The organism is Ruegeria sp. R13_0 (assembly GCF_017743995.1).
In the GTDB taxonomy this organism is placed as follows: Bacteria; Pseudomonadota; Alphaproteobacteria; order Rhodobacterales; family Rhodobacteraceae; genus Ruegeria.
Map to the genome: position 1 here is coordinate 188,511 of NZ_JAGHRB010000002.1, position 22,024 is coordinate 210,534.

18 protein-coding genes are annotated in these 22,024 nt (G+C 59.7%); 7 read left to right on the forward strand and 11 right to left on the reverse strand.

Features of this window, described 5'->3' with window-relative positions:
• Window positions 1–7: 7 nt before the first annotated feature.
• Both J7394_RS03310 and J7394_RS03315 read right to left on the reverse strand, forming a co-directional pair.
• On the reverse strand, window positions 8–622 hold the full coding sequence (locus tag J7394_RS03310) for a CDP-alcohol phosphatidyltransferase family protein (protein ID WP_209250935.1): 615 nt from the start codon (window positions 620–622) through the stop codon (window positions 8–10).
• Window positions 615–761 carry a hypothetical protein gene (locus tag J7394_RS03315; RefSeq protein WP_209250936.1) on the reverse strand — a complete coding sequence of 49 codons (147 nt, stop codon included), beginning with the start codon at window positions 759–761 and terminating at the stop codon, window positions 615–617. The genes J7394_RS03310 and J7394_RS03315 overlap by 8 nt, the downstream gene beginning before the upstream one ends.
• A 202-nt stretch (window positions 762–963) precedes the next feature.
• Between J7394_RS03315 and J7394_RS03320 the strand changes: the two genes are divergently transcribed.
• Complete coding sequence (locus J7394_RS03320) at window positions 964–1,938, forward strand: LysR family transcriptional regulator (RefSeq protein WP_209250937.1); 975 nt, start codon at window positions 964–966, stop codon at window positions 1,936–1,938.
• On the opposite strand, the gene J7394_RS03325 is transcribed toward J7394_RS03320, so the two are convergent.
• The gene (locus tag J7394_RS03325) at window positions 1,939–3,459 is read right to left on the reverse strand and encodes a trimethylamine methyltransferase family protein (RefSeq protein ID WP_209250938.1); all 1,521 of its coding nucleotides are present in this window, start codon (window positions 3,457–3,459) and stop codon (window positions 1,939–1,941) included.
• A gap of 194 nt (window positions 3,460–3,653) precedes the next feature.
• Here J7394_RS03325 and J7394_RS03330 point away from each other — a divergent pair, with 194 nt between their 5' ends.
• Window positions 3,654–6,089, forward strand: a complete 2,436-nt coding sequence (locus tag J7394_RS03330; protein WP_209250939.1) for an FAD-dependent oxidoreductase — start codon at window positions 3,654–3,656, stop codon at window positions 6,087–6,089.
• Here the strand turns inward: J7394_RS03330 and J7394_RS03335 are convergent.
• Window positions 6,086–9,406: an adenylate/guanylate cyclase domain-containing protein gene (locus J7394_RS03335; RefSeq protein ID WP_209250941.1), complete on the reverse strand. Its 3,321-nt coding sequence runs from the start codon at window positions 9,404–9,406 to the stop codon at window positions 6,086–6,088. The two genes, J7394_RS03330 and J7394_RS03335, sit on opposite strands and share 4 nt — an antisense overlap.
• A gap of 120 nt (window positions 9,407–9,526) precedes the next feature.
• Window positions 9,527–10,426 (reverse strand): LysR family transcriptional regulator, encoded by a 900-nt coding sequence (locus tag J7394_RS03340; protein WP_209250943.1) that lies wholly within the window; start codon window positions 10,424–10,426, stop codon window positions 9,527–9,529.
• 114 nt (window positions 10,427–10,540) lie between these two features.
• Between J7394_RS03340 and J7394_RS03345 the strand changes: the two genes are divergently transcribed.
• The 4 genes from J7394_RS03345 to J7394_RS03360 all read left to right on the forward strand — a co-directional run bounded on the left by J7394_RS03345 (window position 10,541) and on the right by J7394_RS03360 (window position 14,001).
• Entirely contained in the window at window positions 10,541–11,161 is a 621-nt protein-coding gene (locus tag J7394_RS03345; protein WP_209250945.1) for a glutathione S-transferase family protein, read from the forward strand.
• Window positions 11,162–11,195: 34 nt separating this feature from the next.
• Window positions 11,196–11,672 carry a nuclear transport factor 2 family protein gene (locus J7394_RS03350; protein ID WP_209250947.1) on the forward strand — a complete coding sequence of 159 codons (477 nt, stop codon included), beginning with the start codon at window positions 11,196–11,198 and terminating at the stop codon, window positions 11,670–11,672.
• Window positions 11,673–11,695: 23 nt separating this feature from the next.
• The gene (locus J7394_RS03355; RefSeq protein WP_209250949.1) at window positions 11,696–13,321 is read left to right on the forward strand and encodes a pyridoxamine 5'-phosphate oxidase family protein; all 1,626 of its coding nucleotides are present in this window, start codon (window positions 11,696–11,698) and stop codon (window positions 13,319–13,321) included.
• An 80-nt stretch (window positions 13,322–13,401) separates the two neighbouring features.
• Window positions 13,402–14,001 carry a rhomboid family intramembrane serine protease gene (locus J7394_RS03360; RefSeq protein ID WP_209250950.1) on the forward strand — a complete coding sequence of 200 codons (600 nt, stop codon included), beginning with the start codon at window positions 13,402–13,404 and terminating at the stop codon, window positions 13,999–14,001.
• Window positions 14,002–14,125: 124 nt separating this feature from the next.
• On the opposite strand, the gene J7394_RS03365 is transcribed toward J7394_RS03360, so the two are convergent.
• The 4 genes from J7394_RS03365 to J7394_RS03380 form a co-directional block, all read right to left on the reverse strand.
• The gene (locus tag J7394_RS03365) at window positions 14,126–15,352 is read right to left on the reverse strand and encodes a peptidoglycan-binding domain-containing protein (protein ID WP_209250951.1); all 1,227 of its coding nucleotides are present in this window, start codon (window positions 15,350–15,352) and stop codon (window positions 14,126–14,128) included.
• Window positions 15,353–15,504: 152 nt separating this feature from the next.
• Window positions 15,505–16,929, reverse strand: a complete 1,425-nt coding sequence (locus J7394_RS03370; RefSeq protein ID WP_209250952.1) for a carnitine 3-dehydrogenase — start codon at window positions 16,927–16,929, stop codon at window positions 15,505–15,507.
• Entirely contained in the window at window positions 16,926–17,690 is a 765-nt protein-coding gene (locus J7394_RS03375; protein WP_209250953.1) for an SDR family oxidoreductase, read from the reverse strand. The genes J7394_RS03370 and J7394_RS03375 overlap by 4 nt, the downstream gene beginning before the upstream one ends.
• Window positions 17,687–18,604 (reverse strand): 3-keto-5-aminohexanoate cleavage protein, encoded by a 918-nt coding sequence (locus J7394_RS03380; protein ID WP_209250954.1) that lies wholly within the window; start codon window positions 18,602–18,604, stop codon window positions 17,687–17,689. Before J7394_RS03380 ends, J7394_RS03375 begins: the two co-directional genes overlap by 4 nt.
• Window positions 18,605–18,715: 111 nt before the next feature.
• Between J7394_RS03380 and J7394_RS03385 the strand changes: the two genes are divergently transcribed.
• On the forward strand, window positions 18,716–19,699 hold the full coding sequence (locus tag J7394_RS03385; protein ID WP_247748028.1) for a GlxA family transcriptional regulator: 984 nt from the start codon (window positions 18,716–18,718) through the stop codon (window positions 19,697–19,699).
• 11 nt (window positions 19,700–19,710) lie between these two features.
• Here the strand turns inward: J7394_RS03385 and J7394_RS03390 are convergent, their stop codons facing one another.
• Both J7394_RS03390 and glyA read right to left on the reverse strand, forming a co-directional pair.
• Complete coding sequence (locus J7394_RS03390; RefSeq protein ID WP_209250957.1) at window positions 19,711–20,688, reverse strand: CoA ester lyase; 978 nt, start codon at window positions 20,686–20,688, stop codon at window positions 19,711–19,713.
• A gap of 18 nt (window positions 20,689–20,706) precedes the next feature.
• Window positions 20,707–22,002, reverse strand: coding sequence for a serine hydroxymethyltransferase (gene glyA, locus J7394_RS03395; protein ID WP_209250959.1), 1,296 nt, complete (start codon window positions 22,000–22,002; stop codon window positions 20,707–20,709).
• Window positions 22,003–22,024: the final 22 nt, after the last annotated feature.

Genomic DNA, 22,024 nt, shown 5'->3' on the forward strand with positions numbered 1-22,024 from the left:
CTTGCGTTTATTCCGAGTAAGTGAAGACCTGCCGCGCCAACAGGATGCGCGAAATGGCGGTGACAAAGCAAACCGCGCCAAACGCCCATGCCATCGGGCCGAACCAGTTGGGCAGCAGGCAAATTGCGATGAAGAAGGCAATGGTTTCAGTGCCTTCCAGAAGGCCGCCGGTAAAGTAGAGCGACTTGGCCCCGTGTTTCTGCGACTCCAGCCCGCGTTTTTCGGCCAGAATCGCATAGCCCAGAAAGGTCGCGCCATTGAAGTAGAAGCTGACCAGTAACCACGCTCCGGCCAGGGCATTTGCTAACGGGTCCGCCCAGACAAATGCCATGGGAATTGCGCCATAGAACAGAAAATCACAGGTGATATCGAGATAGCCGCCAAAGTCGGTCTTTCGCCCAGCGCGCGCGATTGCCCCATCCAGCCCATCCGCCAGACGCGACAAGAGGATGAACAGGACGGCCACGACCTGCCAACCCAGCACGATCGCCCCAGCTGCAAACAGGCCGAACCCCAGACCCGCCAGAGTCACAAGATCAGCCGAGACACCACGCGCCGCCAACCCCCGCCCAATCGCGTTCAGCGGCGGATCGATCAGTGGGCGGATGCGGGCATCAAGCATGGTTAGCCTCAGGGCTGTCGGCAACGGTCACCGCACCGCTGTTTTCACGGGTCGCGGCGAGTTGCTGAACCAAAAAGAGAAAACCAATTTTCAACCTGAGTTGCCTCGTTGCCTGTTTGCACAGCGTCCACAGGGTCACGCTGTTTTCTTTGCGTACGATTAAAGAACACAGCTGTTAAAGAAAAAAGGAATACCGCATCTTCACGCTGTTGTGTCATCTGCAACACGAGAAGATAGTGGCGCTCCGGTCGGCAGGTGCGGCTTTTCGTTGATTTGATAATTTACCAACAATAGTTTCAAATCATAGAACCTATTTCACGCCTAGTTCGCGCCGAGGAGACATGCCCCGCCATTCCGCAACCAAGGACCTGAACCTAAAAGGCTTGGAATTGTTTCAGATCTGCGCCCAGAAGGGGTCTCTGCAGGCTGCAGCTGAAGAGACCGGCCTGACCATCAGCACCGTCTCGCATCACTTGCGCAATCTCGAAGACCACCTTGGGGTCGAGCTGTTCAACCACGCGCGCAGGCCGATGGTTCTGACGCCCAAAGGGCAGGTCTTTCTGCGAAATATCAGTGACGCGCTCTATGCCATCCGCAAGGCTAAGGCCGAAGCATCTGCCGGAAATATTGCCGAGGCGAGTTACCTCAGGATCGGCACGATCGAGGATTTCGACAGCGATATCACCCCAGAACTCGCCGTCTTTCTTTCGGGCCACATGCCAGCCTGCGATTTCATGTACCACACCGACTCCAGCCACGCGATTGTCGAGATGCTGCGCAACCGGCATCTTGATCTAGGGATCACGACCACCCCAGAGGAACGGCTGCGGGACCTGCAGGATCGCCCGTTGTTACGAGACCCGTTTGTGGTAGTCCTCCCTCGGTTCAGCGAGAAATCCCTTTCCGACGTTGTCGAAGGGCGCACCAAACTTCCGTTCTTGCGGTTTTCCGGCAATCTGATCATCGCCCGGCAGATCGAGTCCCAAATGCGGCGGCTGGGGCTTTCACCGCAGTCCAATTTCGAATGCAGCAACAACCAGACTTTGATGGCGATGGTCGCCGCAGGTGCGGGCTGGACCATCACCACCCCTTTGCTGTTCTCGCGTGCCAAAAGGTTTCACCCAAAACTCAGCATGCACAAGTTCCCAGGCAAAAGCTTTGCCCGCACCCTTGCGATTGTCTCTACACCCGATTGTTCGCGGTCCGTGTTGGACCTGATAGATGGCAAGCTGCGCGCACTGATCCGAGATCACGCTTTGACTGCGCAATATGAGAAAACTCCGTGGCTGGCGGATAGCTTCAAACTGGTGGAATGATCAGATCAGAATATTGAACCGAGACCGGATAGCCTCCTCCTGCTCAGGCGTCAGGTACGAGGGGTTGTGGTCGCGAAGAATCTCATCCACGCGGGTCCTTGCCCTGCCCCAAGCATCTTGCGCGCCATTTTCGGCCCAAGCACGCGGCTCTGCTCGGTCAGCAAGAGTGGGGTAAAAGTAATCCCGTTCCATCGCGGCATGAGTGTGCTGGCCACCCAAGAAGTGCCCATCGCCCAGAACGGCATCACAAATTGCATCGAACCCGAGGTTCTCATCCGTCACCTCGACCCCGCGCAAGGCGCGATAGGTGTTGGAGTGCATCTCATCATCCAGCACGAAAGCCTCAAAACTCGCCCCCAACAACGATGCAGTCATGCCAGAGCTTTCGTAGATCAGGTTCCCTCCCGCCAAGGCTGCAGCCATGGAGGTTATGCCTTTCTCCATCCCATATTGTGCGTCTATTGCCTTGGCATCGGTCATCGAACAGGCCACGCCCGAGGGCAAACCAAGCCAATTGGACAGCTGCGCCGACGCGGCATTCAACACCGCTGTCTCTCCGCTGCCGCCAGAAAATGCCCCAGTGCGCAGGTCGATGACCAAAGGCCAGTTCGAAAACACCATCGGAAAACCGGGCTGGATTGCGTGAACCATCAATAGGGCCGCTAAGGTTTCCGCCAGAGATTGCGCCAGAAACCCCGCCAAGGTCGCAGGCGCCGTTGCTCCGGCCTGCGCCGCCGTGATGCACGAGATCGGGATATTGTGATTGATGCACTCGTAGGTGACATCCACCGCATCTTCGCCATAGCGCATGGGAGATATCATCGGGCTGATATGCGCTTTCATGAACGGGCGTTTGGCAAATTCTCCCGGCCCTCCCGCAGCGATATCCAACATCTCGACAATCGGAGCAACATAGTCGGCCAGCGTGAACGACGTCGCCGTCGGTTTGGTGGTGTTCTTGATGAGCGCGAAAACGGTGTTCACATCCAGATCGTAATTGTCCGGCACATCGGTCGCCACGCAACAACGTGTGAACCAGCTGATATTGGCCAGCGTGTCCTGTAGCCGTGTAAAATCATGCAGGTCCTTCAGGGTCGAAGGCCGATAGAGAGCGCTTTCCATATCAAGCGTCTGCACCGCGGCCCCACCGGTTCCGAAATACACTTTGTTGCCGCCAACCTCGATCGACCTCTTGGGATCGCGGCCATGCAAGGTGAAGGTCTTTGAGGCTTGATCAATCGCTTCTTCGACAAGCTCGGGCGGGAACAGAACGCGCCCCATGCCATTGTCCACGGCACCCACGGCCAACAGATCGTTGCGCAATCTGTCCGGCACCTCACCGATACCCAGTTTCTCAAGCAAATCGAGGGCAGTATCATAGATGCGGCGCAGGTCGGCTTCGCTGAGCGGCTTATACATCCCGCCGATCTGACCCGGCGGGCATGGATCAAACGCGGGCTTGGCTGCCCGTTGTGCCAGACGCCCTTCGCGCCCTCCTCGCTTGCTACGCTGTCCAGCCATTCCCAGTCCTTTGAAACGGGGGGTTTATGACATGAAGCAAGAGGAATTGTGGCACGTGGCGCAAGATCATCTCTTTTATTTCGATAAATTAGATTTCTAATTTTGATAACGTCTCAATATATCACTCTACAATTGCACACTGTGACAAACGAACTTCGTATGCAGGGCAAGCGAACTCCGGAGGCTCACCCGCTATGAAATCCCGTACCAAAGTTGTTGTCATCGGCGGCGGCATTGCCGGATGCTCAACACTCTACCACCTGACACAGGAAGGCTGGAGCGACGTGGTTCTGGTCGAGCGGAACGAGCTGACTAGCGGTACTACATGGCATTCGGCAGCGCAGGTGACGAATTTCGGCATGAACCAGACCATGGTCGGGCTGAAGACGCATTCGATCAACCTGTACAAAGAACTCTCAGAAAACCCCGAATATCCGATCAACTACCACCACGCCGATGGCGGCATCCGGCTTGCCAATACCGAAGCGCAGATGCAGGGTTACCGCCACTTCGCCTCAATGGCGCGTGGGATGGGGGTGCATTTTGAGGTAATCGACGCCGAGAATTGCGCCCGCCGCCACCCTCTGATTTCAACCACCAACTTGTTGGGTGGATTGTGGGACCCTCTGGACGGTGACATCGACCCGGCCCAGCTGTGTCAGGCGCTGGCCTATCACGCCCGCAAGGCCGGGGCCGAGGTGTACCGGAATACGCCGGTCACCGCGCTGACCCAGCACAAGGATGACACTTGGACCGTGCATACGGAACATGGCGACATTGATTGTGACATCGTCGTCAATGCTTGTGGCTACCGCGTGAACGAAGTGGGCGCGATGATGGGGGTTCACCACCCCGTCGCCTCGATGGAGCATCAGTATTTCCTGACCGAAGATATCCCAGGCATTGCCGAAGCCGGTCACCGGATGCCTCTGCTGCGTTGCCCTATCAGCGATTACTACTGCCGGCAGGAAAAGGGCGGGCTGCTGGTCGGGTTCTATGAGCAGGACTGCAAAACCTGGGGCATGGACGGGATCGATCCGAACTTTGTGAATGCCCTCTGCCCCGACGATCTTGAACGCGTCATGGACGTTCTTGCCGGAGCGTTCGAGCGGATGCCAGCACTGGAAGAAACAGGCATTCGATCCATCGTGAACGGACCGATCACCTATACCATCGACGGGGCCCCTCTGGTCGGGCCGATCCCTGGCAAGCGCAACGCCTTCTGCATCATCGGCCTGCGCGCGGGCCTTGGCGAAGGTGGCGGCCATGGCTGGCTGTTGGCGCAACAGATCGTGCATGGTGAGGCATGCTATGACACGTGGTGCCTCGATCCGCGCCGGTTCACTGGTCATACGAATGTGGAACTGACCTCGCTGAAAGCGATCGAGGACTATCAGAACGAATTCCGCTTTCACTTCCCGCATGAACATCGCCCAGCCGGACGCCCGGCCAAGACAACCCCGCTGACGCCCGTTCTGGCAGCAGAAGGGGCTGAGTTTACCGTCGTGAACGGGTGGGAGCGGATGGACTACATCAAGCCATCGCCTGATTTTCACCCGACACTCACCTTCAACTTCGATGAGGCGTTCGACATCGTCGCTGCCGACGTGAAAAACGTGCAGGAGAATGTCGGCCTCTGCGAAGTCAACGGCTTCAACCGGTTCGAGATTACCGGCACCGATCGCCACAAATTCCTCGATCGGATGTTCTGCGGCACGGTCACCAAGCGCGATGGCCGCGTGGGTCTGGGCTATCTGCTGAACCACCACGGCATGGTCAAAGCCGAAGCCACCGTGGCAAACCTGCCTGCCTCGGATCGCGGGCCGGCCCGCGTCTGGTACGGCTCGGCTGCGGCGTCGGAATATCACGACATGGACTGGCTGACCCAGCACGTTCGCGAGGATGAGGATGTTCAGATCCGGTCCCTGACCAATGACCAGACCATTCTGGTTCTGGCTGGCCCCAAAGCGCGCGCCGTGCTGTCGGCCTGTGCGCGCGGTGACTGGTCGAAAGAGGCCTTCCCATGGCTGTCGGTGCGCGAATGCTTCATCGGCTTTGCCCCGGCCACCGTGATGGGTGTCAGCTTCTCGGGTGAGTTGGCATATGAAATCCACGTGCCCAACGCCTCGCTCTACGCGGCCTATCTGGCCTTGCGCGCGGCGGGCGAGGCCCATGGCATGAAGCTGTTCGGTGCGCGCGCAGTGGAATCCATGCGGATGGAGAAGGGTTTTCTGCATTGGAAGGCCGACCTGCTGACAGAGTTCGACCCATTCGAGACCGCACTGGACCGCTTCGTCAAGCTGGACAAGGACGACTTCATCGGCAAGGCAGCACTGGAAAAGCGCCATGCCAACAGCCCTACGAAGAAGCTGGTAACGCTGAAGGTCGACGCTACCCACGCACCGGCTCATGGCGGGGCTTCGTTGATGCAGGGCGACACTGTGGTGGGCACTGTCACTTCGGGCGATTGGGGTCATCGGGTCGGGCAGAACTTGGCCTATGCGTTCATTGATCCCGCGCTAGCGGGCGAAGGGACCAGCATCCAGATCGACATGTACGGGGATTTGGTCGACGCGCAGGTCATCCCTGCCTCACCCTATGATCCTGCGCACGTACGGATGCGCGCCTAGACCGTTTCCTCCCCTTGCAACAATTCACGAGCGAGGCGCATCTCTACCGTTTGGTCGCCGCCCGAGATCGCCTCAGCCGCCGCTTGAAGCTCTGGTTTCGCAATCGCCGCGCAGTGATACCGCTCGCATGTCCGGGCGAAATCTATGGCCGTATGCAGGGCAAACATCCGCGCCTTCTGCTCCTGTGCGCGCGACAAAGCCTGCCGGAACTCCACCTCGGCTGGACTGGTGGAGGATTTCGCCAGCGCATAAACCCGGTCGGTTTCTGCCTGTGCCCACCCTTCGTTGGTCAATTTCTGATACTCTCGCGCTTCCGCCAAAGCGGTCAGAGCGCCTTCATGGTCGCCCATAGAAAGCATGACTTCGGCAATCAGTGTCATGAAGAACGGTTTGTGATTTCCCGCTCCACTGGCCCACCATGCCTCAGACGCGTCTTTGAGTTCCTTGATGGTTTCCGGGCCGGGGAATGCATAGGCCTTGACCCAGCTACGCCAGACATTGGCTGTCAGGGTCATGAAGGTGAACCCGTGCTTGTTCGACAGCTCTTCCAGTTGCTCCACCGCCTGGGTCACAGCAACCGGATCGCGGCGCAGAAGATGCAGCATACACAGGTAAGTCAGGGCCTGCGCCACGCTATGGGCATGTTCTAGGTCGCGGGCAGCCTCAACGGCCTGTGTCTGTATTTCCAGCGCCTTGTCCGGCTCACCGCGTATCCAGGTGGCGAGGCTCAGAAAGCAAGAGGTTATGGCCGCGTGGTCGGACCCATAGACATAGGCCAGATGCGCATCGCGGTCGGGGTGGTACAGGGCCAGCGCCTGTTCGAGATGCGCGTGGGCGGGGTCCAGTTCACCGATATGAAACAGCACCGCACCCATCGCCCGATGGGCCACCATCTGATGTTGCGTTTCGCTTGATGTGTCCGCCAAGTCCAGAAGTTGCCGCGCCACGACCCGCGCCAAGTCATACTCACCGCGCACCAAATGAAAGGAATAGAGGCCGTTGAGGACCGGGAACAGGGTCTCTGTCTCATCCATGCGTTCGCACAAGTCCCGTATCCGGGCATAGGTCGAACCGGTCTCATCCGCGGCGATACCTGCCGTCGAGCGCAGAACCCCTGCGCGCAGGGTCTGTATCTCGATCTCTCGCTTGTCACGCTCAGGACTGGTCGTCTGGTCGCCCAGCAGATCAAGCGCCAGGGATAGCTGCGTGTTCGCCTCGGTGTTGGCCGAGCGTTTGACGGCGCGTTGACCGGCCAGATAGCGACAGTCGATCGCCTCCTCCACCATCCCAGCGAGGGTGTAGTGATGGGCCAGAACTTCGGGACCTGCATCTTCGACCGCCGAGGTTTTCTGATCCAAAGTCTTGGCAACCCGCGCATGCAGAACCCGGCGTTCGGTTTTCAGAAGGCTGTTATAGGCGGTGTCGCGGATGAGGGCGTGGCGATAGCTGAAGGTCTGCAACACGTCATCTCCTGAAGTCGTGACGATCCCAGCCTCAACCAACAGATCCAAGCCGGACCGCAGCACGGTATCGCTAAAACGCGACACTTTCGAGATCAGCGGGTAGGAGAATTGAGGCCCGATCACAGCCCCGATCTGCGCCACTTCCTTGGCCGAGCTCAGGCGATCCAAACGCGCCATCAACGCATCATGCAGCGCACTGGGAACCGAGCTTGCAGCAGAGGCCCCTCCGCTGGCGCGGGCGATTGGAGCATCGGGCATATCGCCGGATTCCAGCAGGTCCTTCGTCACCTCTTCTACGTAAAGCGGCACGCCATCTGATCGGGCCGCCACCAGTTCGTACATAGCATCGGGGATGTCCTGCCCTTGCGCGACCTCATTTGCGATGCGCTTAACGTCCTGAAAATCAAGCTGCCTTAGGACCACTTTGGTCAGGTTCGATTGCAACGCCCAACCCGGGTCAAATTCCGGCCGGAAGGTCATCACGACCATCACCGGAAGTTCCCTAAGACGGTCCACAAGCCGATCCATCAGCGCCTTTGTCGTCGGGTCGAGCCAATGCGCATCCTCAAACAACAGCAAAACCGGCTTTTCGGATGCATCGGCCAGTAAATGGTCCAGCAACATCTCATGTGTCTGATCCATAATCTGCTGCGGCGTAAGGGTCAGCGGCCCCAGACGATCCTCAAACAGGACCGACAAAAGGGATGCGGCCAATCGCAGAACTTGATCCGAGGGGTCTTTCAAAACCGATGATATCTTGTCCAGTTTTGTCTCATCCGAGTCTTCAGACCTTAGGTCGGCAACATGGTGAAGCCGCCGAATGATCGGATAAAACGAGCTGGCAAAATGGTACGGAGAACATTGCAGCCGAATTTGCTCATGCGCGCCTTGAGGGGCTTTCTGCCGCAACTCCTCAATCAGGCGCGATTTCCCGATCCCCGGCTCTCCGGACACCAACACGATTTGACCTTCGCCCTCACTGGCCAGCTTCCATTTGTCGCTAAGCGTTTCATATTCCGTCATGCGACCGATCAGAGGGCCGAGGGCGGCCCCCTCAACACGTCTGAAACGGCTGTCCGTATCGCGCGCGCCGATCACTTGCCAGGCCTCGACTTCTTTCGTGAACCCCTTCAGCTTGAAAGACCCTTGCAGCACATAATCGAAGGCACCACCCGCCAACTGGTGCGTCCGAGGCGACACGATCATGGTGCCGGGTTCCGCCATCGCCTGAAGACGGGCGGCCAGATTGGGTGTCTCACCCATCGCGGTGCCGTCTTCGAACATCTTTTCACCGCGCAAATCGCCAACCACGACCAGACCGGTGGCGATTCCGATACGCACCTGAAGTTTCGCGTGAGTGCGGATCTCGGGCACTTCACGAATGATACGCAACCCGGCGCGAATGGCGCGTTCGGGGTCTTCTTCATGGGCCAGCGGAAACCCAAAGAAAACCATGATCCCGTCGCCGTAATAGCTTGCAATCTGACCATCGAAATCCGTGACGGACGCCGCGCAGGTCTCTTTGAACAGCCGCAAAACCTCGGCCAGATCTTCGGGATCGACCCGCTGCGATATCTCGGTCGAACCGACCAGATCAATGAACATAACCGTCAGCTGACGGCGTTCGGCCACAATCGACGCGCCCAGCGCCGTGTTTTGCGGCCGGGGGGTGCCATCAGTGGTTGCGCGTACCGCCTTCATGAACCGCCGCCGAGGTCCCAAAGGCAGGCCAATGGTCACGAGGTCTTCGTCGGTCAGCTCTGTCAGGTCACCCAGTTCAATCTCATTGTCGGCGAAGGCGCTGGCGTATTTGGCCAGCCCGTGCTTGTTCAGCCAACGTTCGATTTCGGCCATACCATCCCTTTCCCGGCTGCGGGCGACCCCTTAGTGCAGTGAGGGTTGCCCATCGCTCGACCCTACGAAAACAAGGGGCTAGGGATTGGTCAAGGGCCTAGGCACCCGAAGGCATAGCCGTCACGCTCCGGCGTTGCAGATCAGGTCATCGCTTGCCAGATGGTCAATCAACGCGCGGACCCGCGTGGTCAGCCTGCGGTTTTGCGGGAAAAGGGCGGCCACGACGTAAGGCGTGACGCGGTGTTCGGCGAACAGCTCGACCAATTCCTCGGACCTGAGCGCATCCGCCACAGTGTAGGCCGGGCATCTGGCGACAGCCACTCCTGCAGCGGCCAACCGTGCCGAGGCCGCGGGCGCATTGGCCTGTAGGCGACCATTGACGTGAACCACCACCTCGTTGCCATCGACATCAAACCGCCAGACCGCAGGGTCGCTCATATTGCCGTCCAGAATGCACTCATGCGTGGCCAGGGCACTTGGATGCGCGGGCACACCTGCACGTTCGAGATAGGCCGGAGACGCGCACACAATCAGCGGCATCGGCCCCAACCGGCGCATCTTGAGGGAACTGTCTCGTGTCGGCCCGATCCGGATCGCCAAATCCAAACCTTCTTCGATGATCGACACCCGGCGGTCTGAAAGGTTGAGATCAATCTCGACCTCAGTGTGCTGTTCCACAAAAGCCGCCAGCGACGGGGCCAACCGTAGTGAGCCGAACCCTGTCGGCGCAGAAATCCGTATCACACCGCGCAGAGACGTTTGCGCATTGCGCACCACCTCCTCCATTTCGTCAAACCCGTCCAGAAGCGGTTCGCACATCGCCAGGTATGTCGCCCCTGCATCGGTCAGGGATACGCTGCGGGTGGTTCGGTTCAGTAGCTGAACGCCCAGCGCCTCCTCCAAATCGGCCACGTATTTGCTGACCAGACGCGACGACCGCCCAAGCCGTTGGGCTGCCAAAGTGAACGAGGCATTCTGCGCCACCAGCGCAAAGGCGCGCATTCGGTCGATCTTGTCCATATTATTGCGCCCTCCTAGGGCTTAATGATCCCCCTAAACTGCGCATTATCGCCCATGATGGCAAGCTGTATCTATAGCCGCAGAAGCAAATCCGCGCATGACAGGAGCTGACAAATGTCGAACGCAGTACGTATCCACCACTTCCCGAAATCCGGCCACGCGCACCGCGCTCTGGTCTTTGCCAAGCTAGCCGGTATCGCCCATGAGGCCGTTTTCGTCGATCTGGCCGCAGGCGCACATAAATCGCCTGAGTTTCTGGAGATGAACCCCAACGGGCAAGTCCCGGTGCTTGAGGATGGCGATATTGTGGTCTCGGACTCCAACGCGATCCTCGTGTACTTGGCCCGGCAATACGCGCCTGATTGGATGCCGACCGATGCGGTGGGCGAAGCTGCGGTGCAGCGCTGGCTGACCCTCGCCGCAGGAGAGATCGCGTTCGGATCCGCCGCAGCACGGTTGATCACGGTGTTTGGTGCACCTCTGGACGTCGATTTCGCCGCCGCAACCGCAGCCAAGGCCATGCAAAAACTTGAAAAGGGATTGGAAGGCCGAGACTGGCTGGTTGGCGACCGACCGACCATTGCAGACGTCGCCGCCTACTCCTACACCGCGCACGCGCCTGAGGGGAACGTCTCTCTCGACCCCTATCCGAATGTGCGGGCATGGATCGCTCGGTTTGAGGCGCTGGACGGGTTCGAGCCGATGCCAGCCACCGCCGTGGGCCTCGTCGCCTGAGCGTCTGCGCTAAACACCCAATCGGAGACGTTCAATGACACAAGAAGCCCCCCGTCCCCCTCTGCCGCCCTTCACTCGAGAAACCGCGATTGAAAAGGTCCGTCTCGCCGAAGACGGCTGGAATGGCCGCAACCCGGCCAAGGTCGCGCTGGCTTACACGCCTGACAGCAAATGGCGCAATCGGGCCGAGTTCCCAGTTGGCCGCGCCGAGATCGAGGCGTTTCTGACCCGCAAGTGGAACAAGGAACTGGACTATCGCCTGATCAAGGAGCTCTGGGCCCATGACGGCAACCGCATCGCGGTGCGATACGCCTATGAATACCGTGATGACAGCGGGCACTGGTTCCGAGCCTACGGCAACGAGAATTGGGAATTCGACGAGAACGGCTATATGGCCAACCGGTTCGCCAGCATCAACGAACTGCCGATCACAGAGGATGAGCGCAAGTTCCACTGGCCTCTGGGCCGTCGCCCGGACGACCATCCGGGGCTGAGCGAGCTGGGTCTTTAAACACACAGCAAGGAGGTAAGACGATGTCTGGCACGGATACTCCGTTTCACGCGGGCGAACTGGCGGCGCAGATGCGGGCGGGTGCGGGCGACATAGCCCGCAGGGCCGCTCCGTACATTCGCGACCACTTGCCGGACCAGCATCGCGCCTTCTATCAGGCGCAGCCGTTTCTGGTGGCTGCGTCCAGCGATGCAGAGGGCCGCGTATGGGCGACAATCATTGAAGGCGAGGACGGGTTCGTTCATTCGCCTGATCCCCGCAAATTGACCGTAGATACCGTGATCGACCCGCGTGACCCGTTGGCAGAAAGCCTGAGAAAAGGGGCTGATATCGGCGTTGTCGGCATCGAGCTGGCGACGCGCCGACGCAATAGGTTCAGCGGTCGGACCCGCCCAACCGATACTGGTTTTGCAATCGACATCCGCCAGAGCTTCGGCAACTGCCCTCAGTACATCAATGAACGTGACTGGCGGCGGGTGGCCACCAATAAACCGGCAGAGGCGGTAGTCTCAGGCCGTCTCAACCCCGAACAGATCGCCCGTATCAGCGCCTCGGATACCCTGTTCATCGGGTCCGGTCGACATGGTCCGCAACAGACGGCGTCGAACGGGTTTGATGCCTCTCATCGCGGAGGGACACCCGGCTTTGTCCGCGTGGTCGGCCCAAACCGCCTGCGTATCCCGGACTATTCCGGCAACAACTTCTTCAATACGATTGGCAATCTGTTGGAGAACCCCCGCATCGGGCTGCTATTCGTCGATTTCGCGACCGGAGGGCTGCTGCATCTGTCCGGGCGCGCCGAGATCGACTGGGCTCCAGCCGAGGCGCGTGACCCCAACGTTCTGCGCATGATCGACGTTCAGGTCGACGCCATGATTGACCGACCAAACGCGCTGTCGCTGAGATGGTCGGCTGAACCGACCCCATCGAGGCAACTGGTGGTTGCGGACAAGATTGCCGAGGCTGAGGGGATCACCTCATTTCACTTGCGACCCACAAACGGAGGTCCACTTGCCACGTTTGAGGCAGGGCAGCACCTGCCGATTGTGCTCAGCGTTCCGACGCATGACACTAAGCTGCGGCGGACATATACCCTGTCCAGCAACCCCGCCGAGGACCACTACAGGATCACCGTGAAACGCGAACCGAATGGTGCTGCGTCCCGCTTTCTGCACGACTTGGTGCAAGTGGGTGACGTGATCGAGGCCAAGCCGCCAGCCGGAGATTTCCTAATCCCCTCCGGTGACAGCCCCCTTGTCCTTGTCAGCGCCGGCGTTGGCGTGACCCCTATGATCGCAATGCTGCATCAGGCTGTGGCACAGCACCCTGGTCGCCCGGTCTGGTTCATACACGTCGCGCGCAACGGACGGTTTCACGCGCTACGTGGCGAAACTGACCACCTGATTGCCACCAGCCCGACCGCGCGGAAACGGATCTACTACAGCGCGTCCGAGGCCCAGGATGTGGCGGGGCAGGATTTTGACATCAAAGGCCGGATCACGGCGCGGGAACTGGTTGCATTGAACGCAGGTCCCAACGCTCAGTATTTGCTCTGCGGTCCGATGGACTTTATGACCGACCTGAAATCCGGCCTTGAGACGTTGGGGGTCGAGGAAAACCAGATCCATTTCGAGGTCTTTGCCACCTGAGCGCTTCAGCTACCAAACTCTGATGCGACCATCGTGTAAGGCATATTGATCGTTCTCTCTGCCACGATTATCTATCTCAGATGATTGATAAAAACGGTAAACGCGTTGTTTTTTCGCGGTTCAAGGTCTTGGCGCTCTTTATTGCGGCGCTTTGGGCGATACAGGTTCTCAACTGGGCAGTTGGGTACCGCCTGAACCTCGCGTTCGGGCTGATCCCAAGACAGATCGCCGGGTTGGACGGGATCTTTGGCATGCCGCTTCTGCATGCCAGTTTTCCGCATCTCATTTCAAACACGCCTCCGCTGATCCTGATGGGGGCCTTACTGGCGGCGACGGCTACGCGGGCGCTGTTGGTCGTGAACGGCGTCATCATTGCCTTGGGCGGAGCGCTGGTCTGGCTTTTCGGAAATACAGCCATCCATATCGGCGCTTCCGGGTTGGTGTTCGGATGGTTCGGCTTTCTGGTCGCGCGCGGATTGGTGGATCGGTCGCCCGTGACCCTTGCCGTGGCCATGGTGGTTGGGGTGCTTTACGGATCAATCCTTTGGGGCGTTCTACCCGGCCAGCCCGGCATCTCATGGGAGGCGCATCTGTTCGGCGCAATCGCAGGCGTTGCCGCGGCCTTGCTGGTCCGAACCCAAGTACATGCCCCGCGCATTTTGAACGTGGACCAACCATAGTTAGTATTGCGTGATAGGTCACCCAGGTCACCGATCTGCACGGCACCCGATCAGGCATCCTGTTAATGCGGCGATAAAAAAGGCCGCGGGCGATCCATACGCCCGCGGAATGGGTCAGCCAGCCCTACTGTGTTTCTGTCATCGCTGCCCGTAGCAATTCCGGGCGATCCGATTGTGACGGCAGGAACACGGCCTGAGATCCAGCATCCAGCGCAGACAGGCTTGCATCGTACCATTGCATCGCCAGATCGCGACGCTCTTGCACGCCGAAGCCTTCGCGCAGGTGGTGACCAACCAGCTCTCCATACGCAGGTTCACCCATGGCAACCAGCATCAAGGCCGAGCCTACGGCGCTGTCCATATTGTCCTGACGGTAGCCCATCGCCAGACAAACCTTGCTGGTCGCGGCAATGTCCTCGGGGTTCAGGCCAGAGTCCAACGCCAGTTTGCGCATCTGCGTTTCGGCCTCGGTTTTCGACGTCAAAGACAGCGTGTCAACCTGAGGCGCAAGCATTTCACCATAGGCTTCGCATTGCGCCGTCACTTGATCCGGTGTCAGGCCCTGAATGTCCTCCATCAGATCTTCACCCCGCGCCATGGCGTAGCTACGCGCAAGACAGAACTGCTCGCTGAGGGCGAAATCTGGGTCCGACATGTTCGCCAGAGTCGTGTAGCCGCCATTGGTCGAGGTTTGCAGCATCACCGCGCTACAACGGTTGGCCAGAGACGGGCCACCGGTGCCGCCTGCAAACAGGCTCGGAAGGGCGGCAGTGGCCGTTTCGGTCACTTCAGGTTCGGGCGCGGGTTCCGCAGGTGCCGCCGTCGCAGTCACGGGTGCCACAGGTTGTGGCGCGGGTTGCGGAGCAGCGGCCACAGCTGTGCCCGTTTGGACTTGCCGACGATAGGCCATCAACAAAGGCTGACCGGAGAGCTGAGTGCTGGCCTGACCGCCACTCGTGCCCCAGTAATAAGCCTGCATCAGGAAATCGCGCTGATACGGTTGGAAATCATAGCCGTTGACCGGATATCCCATGGACGCCTGATACCGTTGGATTGCAGCTCGCGTGCCGGCACCCACCTGACCATCAACCCGCCCTGCATTGTAGCCAAAATAGTTGAGCGCCGTTTGCGTCTGCGCCCCTTGCGAGGTGGATGGGATGCCCGACCGATATGTCCGGGTCGTCGAGCGCTGCGCTTTCTTCTTTTGCTGATCTTTGCCGATTGCGTAGCCAACCACGCCACCGACAACCGCGCCGCCGATAAAGTCACCCGCATCGGCCCTGGCAATCTGGGGATTCGCGGTCGACAAAGCGAAGGTCAGACAAAGTGCTGCCACTAAACGAAAAATCATAATTTACCTCCAAAACACAACAACAATCGGAGGAAATTATAGCACAACACCGCCGCGCATGCGCAAAAAAGGCGGATCAGGATCTTTGCAGATCGACCCGCCAGTAGATGCCGCCGCCGGATTCATGAACCCAGAGGCGGCACGCGCTGGTATCAGCCCCGTTGCCCCACGTGGCGGCCCGCCCCCTGAGGGGTCGGCAGCCTGGCGTGATCTTCGGCAAAGGCGGTCAGTTTCGCGGCCACACCCTCGGTCGGCAGAGAGGTCTTGCGCGCGTTCAGATCCATATGCAGCAACAGGGTTTCGACGGTGGCCGCGACCTCTCCATCCGGGCCGTGCAAACGATGAAAGAGGTGCATTTTCTTGCCTTCACCGCGCAGCACCTGCGTTGTGACGGTCAGCCGATCCCCAGCGTGCAATTCCGCATGATACTGCACGAAGTTCTCAACCGTGAAATAGCTGTTGCCCGCCGCGATATAATCTGCATCCGCGTCGATCATCAGCATGAAACTGTCCGTCGCCTGGGCCGAGACCTCGATATAGTGGGCCTCATTCATGTGACCGTTATAGTCTGTCCAGCTTTGCGGGATGACACGATCCACCGTGATCGGCAGATCATCACCTTCGGGATCAGGCAACATCGCCTCGTGCGCGTTCAGAACGCCGCCCGCCCCGCTGCCGGTTTTCTTCAGCGCGCGCATCATTCCGATCAGGTTGTCATCGCGCAGACGCTCCAGTTCGCGGATCGACATATGGCCGGATTGCGCATCCGATTGACCCGCGATCAGGTCGACCAGCTCATCGGTAAATTCCGGCACATCCATCAGCTTGGTCCACGGCCATTGCAGGGCCGGGCCGAATTGCGCCATGAAGTGTTTCATCCCTGCTTCGCCACCCGCGACGCGGTAGGTTTCGAACAGGCCCATCTGCGCCCAGCGGATGCCGAACCCCATGCGGATCGCTTCGTCGATTTCTTCGGTCGTGGCGACGCCATCCTTGACCAGCCAAAGCGCCTCACGCCAGACAGCCTCAAGGAAACGGTCGGCGATATGTGCGTCGATCTCTTTGCGCACGGTCAGCGGATACATCCCAATGGACCGCAGGATATCTGACGCCTTGGCGCAAGTGTCGGCCTCCCCCACCAGCTCGACCAGCGGCAGCAGGTAGACGGGGTTGAACGGGTGCGCGACGACAACGCGCCCGCCGTGTGCGTTCAGTTCAGAGGGTTTGAACCCTGAGGTCGAGGACCCAATCACCGCATCCGCAGGCGACAACTCGTCGATCTGCGCGTGGATCTTGTGCTTGAGGTCCAAACGCTCGGGCACGCTTTCCTGAACCCACGCGGCACCGGCCAAAGCCTCGCCCATATCGTCATGAAAGGTCAGAGTGCCCTCGGCCGGTAGCGCCTTGTCATAAAGGGCGGGCAAGGCGCGGCGGGCATTGGCCAGCACTTCGCCGATTTTACGCTCGGCTTCCGTGTCCGGGTCAAAGACCGAAACGTTCCAGCCGTTCAGCAGGAACCGGGCAACCCAGCCCCCGCCGATCACGCCGCCGCCGATGATGGTTGCTTTTTGTGTCATGGCGCAAGTGTCTCCGTATGGCCATCAATGGACAGAACCTGCCCCGAGATTTTGGTTCCCGCCTCCGAGGCAAGGAAATGAATGCTGTTCGCCACGTCCTGCGCCGTGACCCATGTTTTCATGGATACGCCGGTCACATAGGCGGCGCGCATGGTCTCAATGCTCTGACCATGGGCGGCGGCTTCGTTCGCCAAAACGCGCTCCATCCGGTCGCCTTCAACAGCTCCGGGGCAGATCGCGTTGACGCGGATGCCAAAGGGGCCAAGCTCCATCGCCAAGGTTTTGGTCAGACCGATCAGGGCCCATTTCGCCGCCGCATAGGGGGACCGCATTGGATAGCCCATGATCCCAGCAGTGGACGAGGTCATGACGATCAGACCACTTTCTTGAGCCTTCATGACCCGCGCCGCCCAACGACAGGTCAGATATGCGCCGTGTACGTTGGTGGCGAGGCATTGCTGCCACGCGTCATAGGCCAAGTCTTCGATCGGCCCGGCGGGGCCGCCGGTGCCTGCATTGGCGCAGACCACATCAATGCCGCCCCATTCGGCCTCAACCGAACTTAGGAAAGCGTCCATGGCGGATTCCGAGGTGACATCGGCCACCACGGCGATACTGCCGGGATGCGCTTCGGCAAAGCTCTGAACCGCGGCAGGGTCTGCGTCGCAGACCGCTACTCGTGATCCGTCTTGAATGAACTGCTCCGCAATGACGCGGCCGATGCCAGCCGCGCCCGCGGTTACAAGAACGCGCCTGCTCATTTCGCGACAGGAGCGCGCTTGGTCAGGTCCAGTTTCTCGCGGACGGCGTCCGGGCCGATGATCTTGGCGCCCATGTTCTCGATCACCGTCACGGCCCGTTCGACCAGTTGCGCGTTGGTGGCCAAAACGCCTTTTTCCAGAAACAGGTTGTCCTCTAGCCCGACGCGGACATTGCCACCCGCCAGCACCGATTGCGCAGCATAAGGCATCTGATCACGGCCCAGCGAGAAGGCCGACCATGTCCAATCAGACGGCACCGCATTGACCATCGCCATGAAGGTGTTGATGTCATTGGGGGCACCCCACGGCACGCCCATGCACAGTTGAACCAGAGCGTTGGGTTCCAGAATACCCTCTTTCACCAATTGCTTGGCGAACCATAGGTGGCCGGTGTCGAAGGCCTCGATCTCCGGTTTCACGCCAAGATCGGTCATCATCTGACCCATCGCCCGCAACATGCCAGGGGTGTTGGTCATCACATAGTCTGCCTCGGCAAAGTTCATGGTGCCACAGTCGAGCGTGCAGATTTCCGGCAGACATTCGGCGATATGCGCCATCCGCTCGGTCGCGCCGATCATGTCAGTGGCCGCTTCATTGACCGGAAACGGGCTCTCGGTCGGGCCGAACACAATATCACCGCCCATACCGGCCGTCAGGTTCAGCACCACGTCGACCTCAGCATCGCGAATGCGGTCTGTCACCTCGCGGTACAGGCCCAGATCGCGCGAGGGCACGCCGGTTTCCGGGTCGCGCACGTGGCAATGCACAACGGCAGCCCCAGCCTTGGCCGCATCAATCGCCGAATTGGCAATCTGCTCGGGCGAGCGCGGCACATGAGGGGATTTGTCCTGCGTCCCACCCGATCCGGTGACGGCACAGGTGATGAAAACTTCGCGGTTCATAGCAAGGGGCATATCTTTGTCCTTCGATCAGCAGGAATCGCGCCTTGGAAGGCGACGGGATGTGGCAACGCTACTTTCAAACCTCCGAAACGGGCGATACATTTCTCGTCAGGAGGAATACTTTTGTCGCCATCCCCTCATGAGCATTTCGAGTTCCTGTTGCTGGACGGGTTTTCCAACATGGTTCTGGCCAGCGCGCTGGAGCCGTTGCGGGACGTCAAGATGCGCGCGCTATACGCAAGTCCGGGTTGGGAGATCACCAGCCTGAACGGCAAACCCGTGGAAAGTTCGAGTGCGATACAGGTCTCTCCCAATCGGGCCTTCGACCCGGCCAAATCGACCGGAACGTTGGTCATTGTGGCCGGTTACCGCGTCCGGCAGCAGATCACCAAGGAATTGCTGGTTGCGATCCGACAGGCTGTACGGACCGCCCGGCGCGTGCTGGCCCTGGATACGGCGGCCTGGGTTCTGGCCGAAGCCGGAGTTCTGGACGGGCACCAGGCCACGATCCACTGGCAGGAGCTTGACGCCTTTCGCGAAAGCTTTCCAAAAGTGACCGTATCCAGCGCCCGTTTTGTTCAATCCGGCCCGTTTCTGACTTGTGGAGGGGCCAGTACGGCGCTGGAACTTACCCTCGACCTGATCCAGACCCTGTTCGGCCCCGCCGCCGCGTTTGATGCGTCAAACATGTTCATCTACGACCCTGCCCGCCAGTCCGAGCTGAAGCGCGGCTCGCAACAATTGCAGGATCGAGGGTCGCCGAAACTGCTGGACGCGCTGAATGTCATTGCCGAAAACGTCGAGACTCCGCTGACAACCTTTGAACTGGCAGAACGCGTCTCGCTCTCCGAGCGCAGCCTCAGCCGCGCGTTTGCCGATGAGCTGGGGATGACGACTGGCAAATACTACAAGCTCTATCGTCTGCAACATGCGCGCTATCTGGCGCAGGAAACGCGACTGAGTGTCGAACAGATTGCCCTAAGATGCGGGTTTTCTTGCGCGTCGGCCTTGGGGCGGTCGTTCACCCGTGAATTCGGCCGCCCGATCAGCGCCTTTCGCCCGCCAAACCGAAACGGGCCGTCCGATGGGACAGCCTGCTCCGTCTAACGCTTGGCAGATCACGCGGCTGCGATCTGACCTGCTTTTTCAACCAGCACCTCGGCCTGCCGGATCGAAGCGTAATCGATCAGGCGACCGTCCAGCGAAACAGCGCCTTTGCCTGCCGCTTCGGCATCGGCCATCGCCACAAGGATCCGCTTGGCCTTGTCCACTTCGGCATCCGAAGGCGACATGACTTCATTGGCCAGCGCGATCTGGCTGGGGTGAATGGCCCACTTGCCCTCACACCCCAGAACCGCTGCGCGCTTTGCCGCCGCGCGATAGCCAGCGGGGTCTTGAAAATCACCGAACGGGCCGTCGATCGGGCGCAGGCCGTTTGCACGTGCCGCGACCACCATACGCGCAAGCGCGTAGTGCCACATATCACCCCAATGGGTCATGCGGCCGCCTTCAGGATCGGCATCGGTCAGCACCGAGTAATCCGGGTTCACACCGCCAATGATGGTTGTCCGCGCACGGGTCGAGGCCGCATAGTCGGCAACCCCGAAATGCAGACTTTCGTTGCGTTTCGACACGGCAGCAATCTCGCTGACATTCTGCATGCCGAGCGCCGTTTCGATTATATGTTCGAACCCGATCCGCTTTTTGTAGCCTTTGGCGTCCTCGATCTGGGTGACCAGCATGTCGACGGCGTAAACATCCGCGGCGGTGCCGACCTTGGGGATCATGATCAGGTCCAGACGTTGACCGGCCTGTTCGACCACATCCACCACGTCGCGATACATGTAATGAGTATCCAGCCCGTTGATCCGCACCGACATGGTCTTGTTGCCCCAGTCGATGTCATTCAGGGCCTCGATGATGTTCGCTCTAGCCTGTTCTTTTTCGTCGGGCGCGACGGCGTCTTCCAGATCCAGGAAGATCACATCCACATCCGACTTGGCCGCTTTTTCAAACATGCCGGGCTGGCTGCCCGGAACAGCCAGTTCGCTGCGGTTCAGACGGGCCGGAGCCTGTTCGATTGGGTGAAAGCTCATGGTTTAGGGTCCTTGGTTTTACAGGTTCGGATAGATAGGGAAGCGGGCGCAGAGGTCGGCGACTTCGGCTTTGACCTTGGCCTCGACCTCGGCATTGCCGTCCTCGCCATTGGCGGCGAGGCCGTCGACCACTTCGATGATCCAATCCGCGATCTGGCGGAATTCGACCTCGCCAAAGCCGCGGGTGGTGCCGGCGGGGCTGCCGAGACGGATGCCCGAGGTGATGGTCGGCTTTTCAGGGTCAAACGGCACGCCGTTCTTGTTGCAGGTGATATGCGCGCGGCCCAAGGCCTTCTCGGTCGCGTTGCCCTTCACACCTTTGGGGCGCAGGTCGACCAGCACAACATGGGTGTCGGTGCCATGGGTCACCGTGTCCAGACCGCCCTTGATCAGTTGATCCGACAGCGCCTGTGCGTTGGTGATGACTTGGCTGATATAGGTCTTGAATTCGGGACGCAGAGCCTCGCCAAAGGCAACCGCCTTGCCTGCGATCACATGCATCAGCGGGCCACCCTGAATACCGGGGAAGATCGCCGAATTCACTTTCTTAGCGATATCTTCATCATTGGTCAGGATCATACCCCCACGAGGCCCACGCAGGGTTTTGTGGGTTGTCGTGGTCGCCACATGCGCGTGCGGGAAGGGGCTGGGATGCTCACCTGCGGCCACCAGACCGGCGAAATGCGCCATGTCCACGTGCAGATAGGCGCCGACCATGTCGGCGATCTCGCGCATGCGGGCAAAGTCGATCTGACGCGGGATGGCCGAGCCGCCTGCGATGATCAGCTTGGGGTTATGCTCTTTCGCCAGCGCCTCGACCTGATCGTAATCGAGCATGTTGTCTTCTTTGCGCACGCCGTATTGCACGGCGTTGAACCACTTGCCCGATTGGTTCGGACGCGCGCCGTGGGTCAGGTGGCCACCGGCGTCGAGGCTCATGCCCAGAATGGTGTCGCCGGGCTGGATCAGCGCCTGGAATACGCCCTGGTTGGCCTGGCTGCCCGAGTTCGGCTGCACATTGGCAAAGCCGCAACCAAACAGCTCTTTCGCGCGGTCGATGGCCAGGTTCTCGGCGATATCGACGAACTGGCAGCCGCCATAGTAGCGACGGCCGGGGTAGCCTTCGGCGTATTTGTTGGTCATCACCGAGCCCTGCGCCTCCATCACGGCGGCAGAGACGATGTTTTCCGACGCGATCAGCTCGATCTCGTCGCGCTGACGGCCCAGCTCGGACGTGATCGAGCCGAACAACTCAGGGTCGCGCGCGGACAAAGATTGGGTGAAAAAACCATCTAAGCGATTAGGTGCGTTCATGACGCTTTCCTCCTGAGCGGTC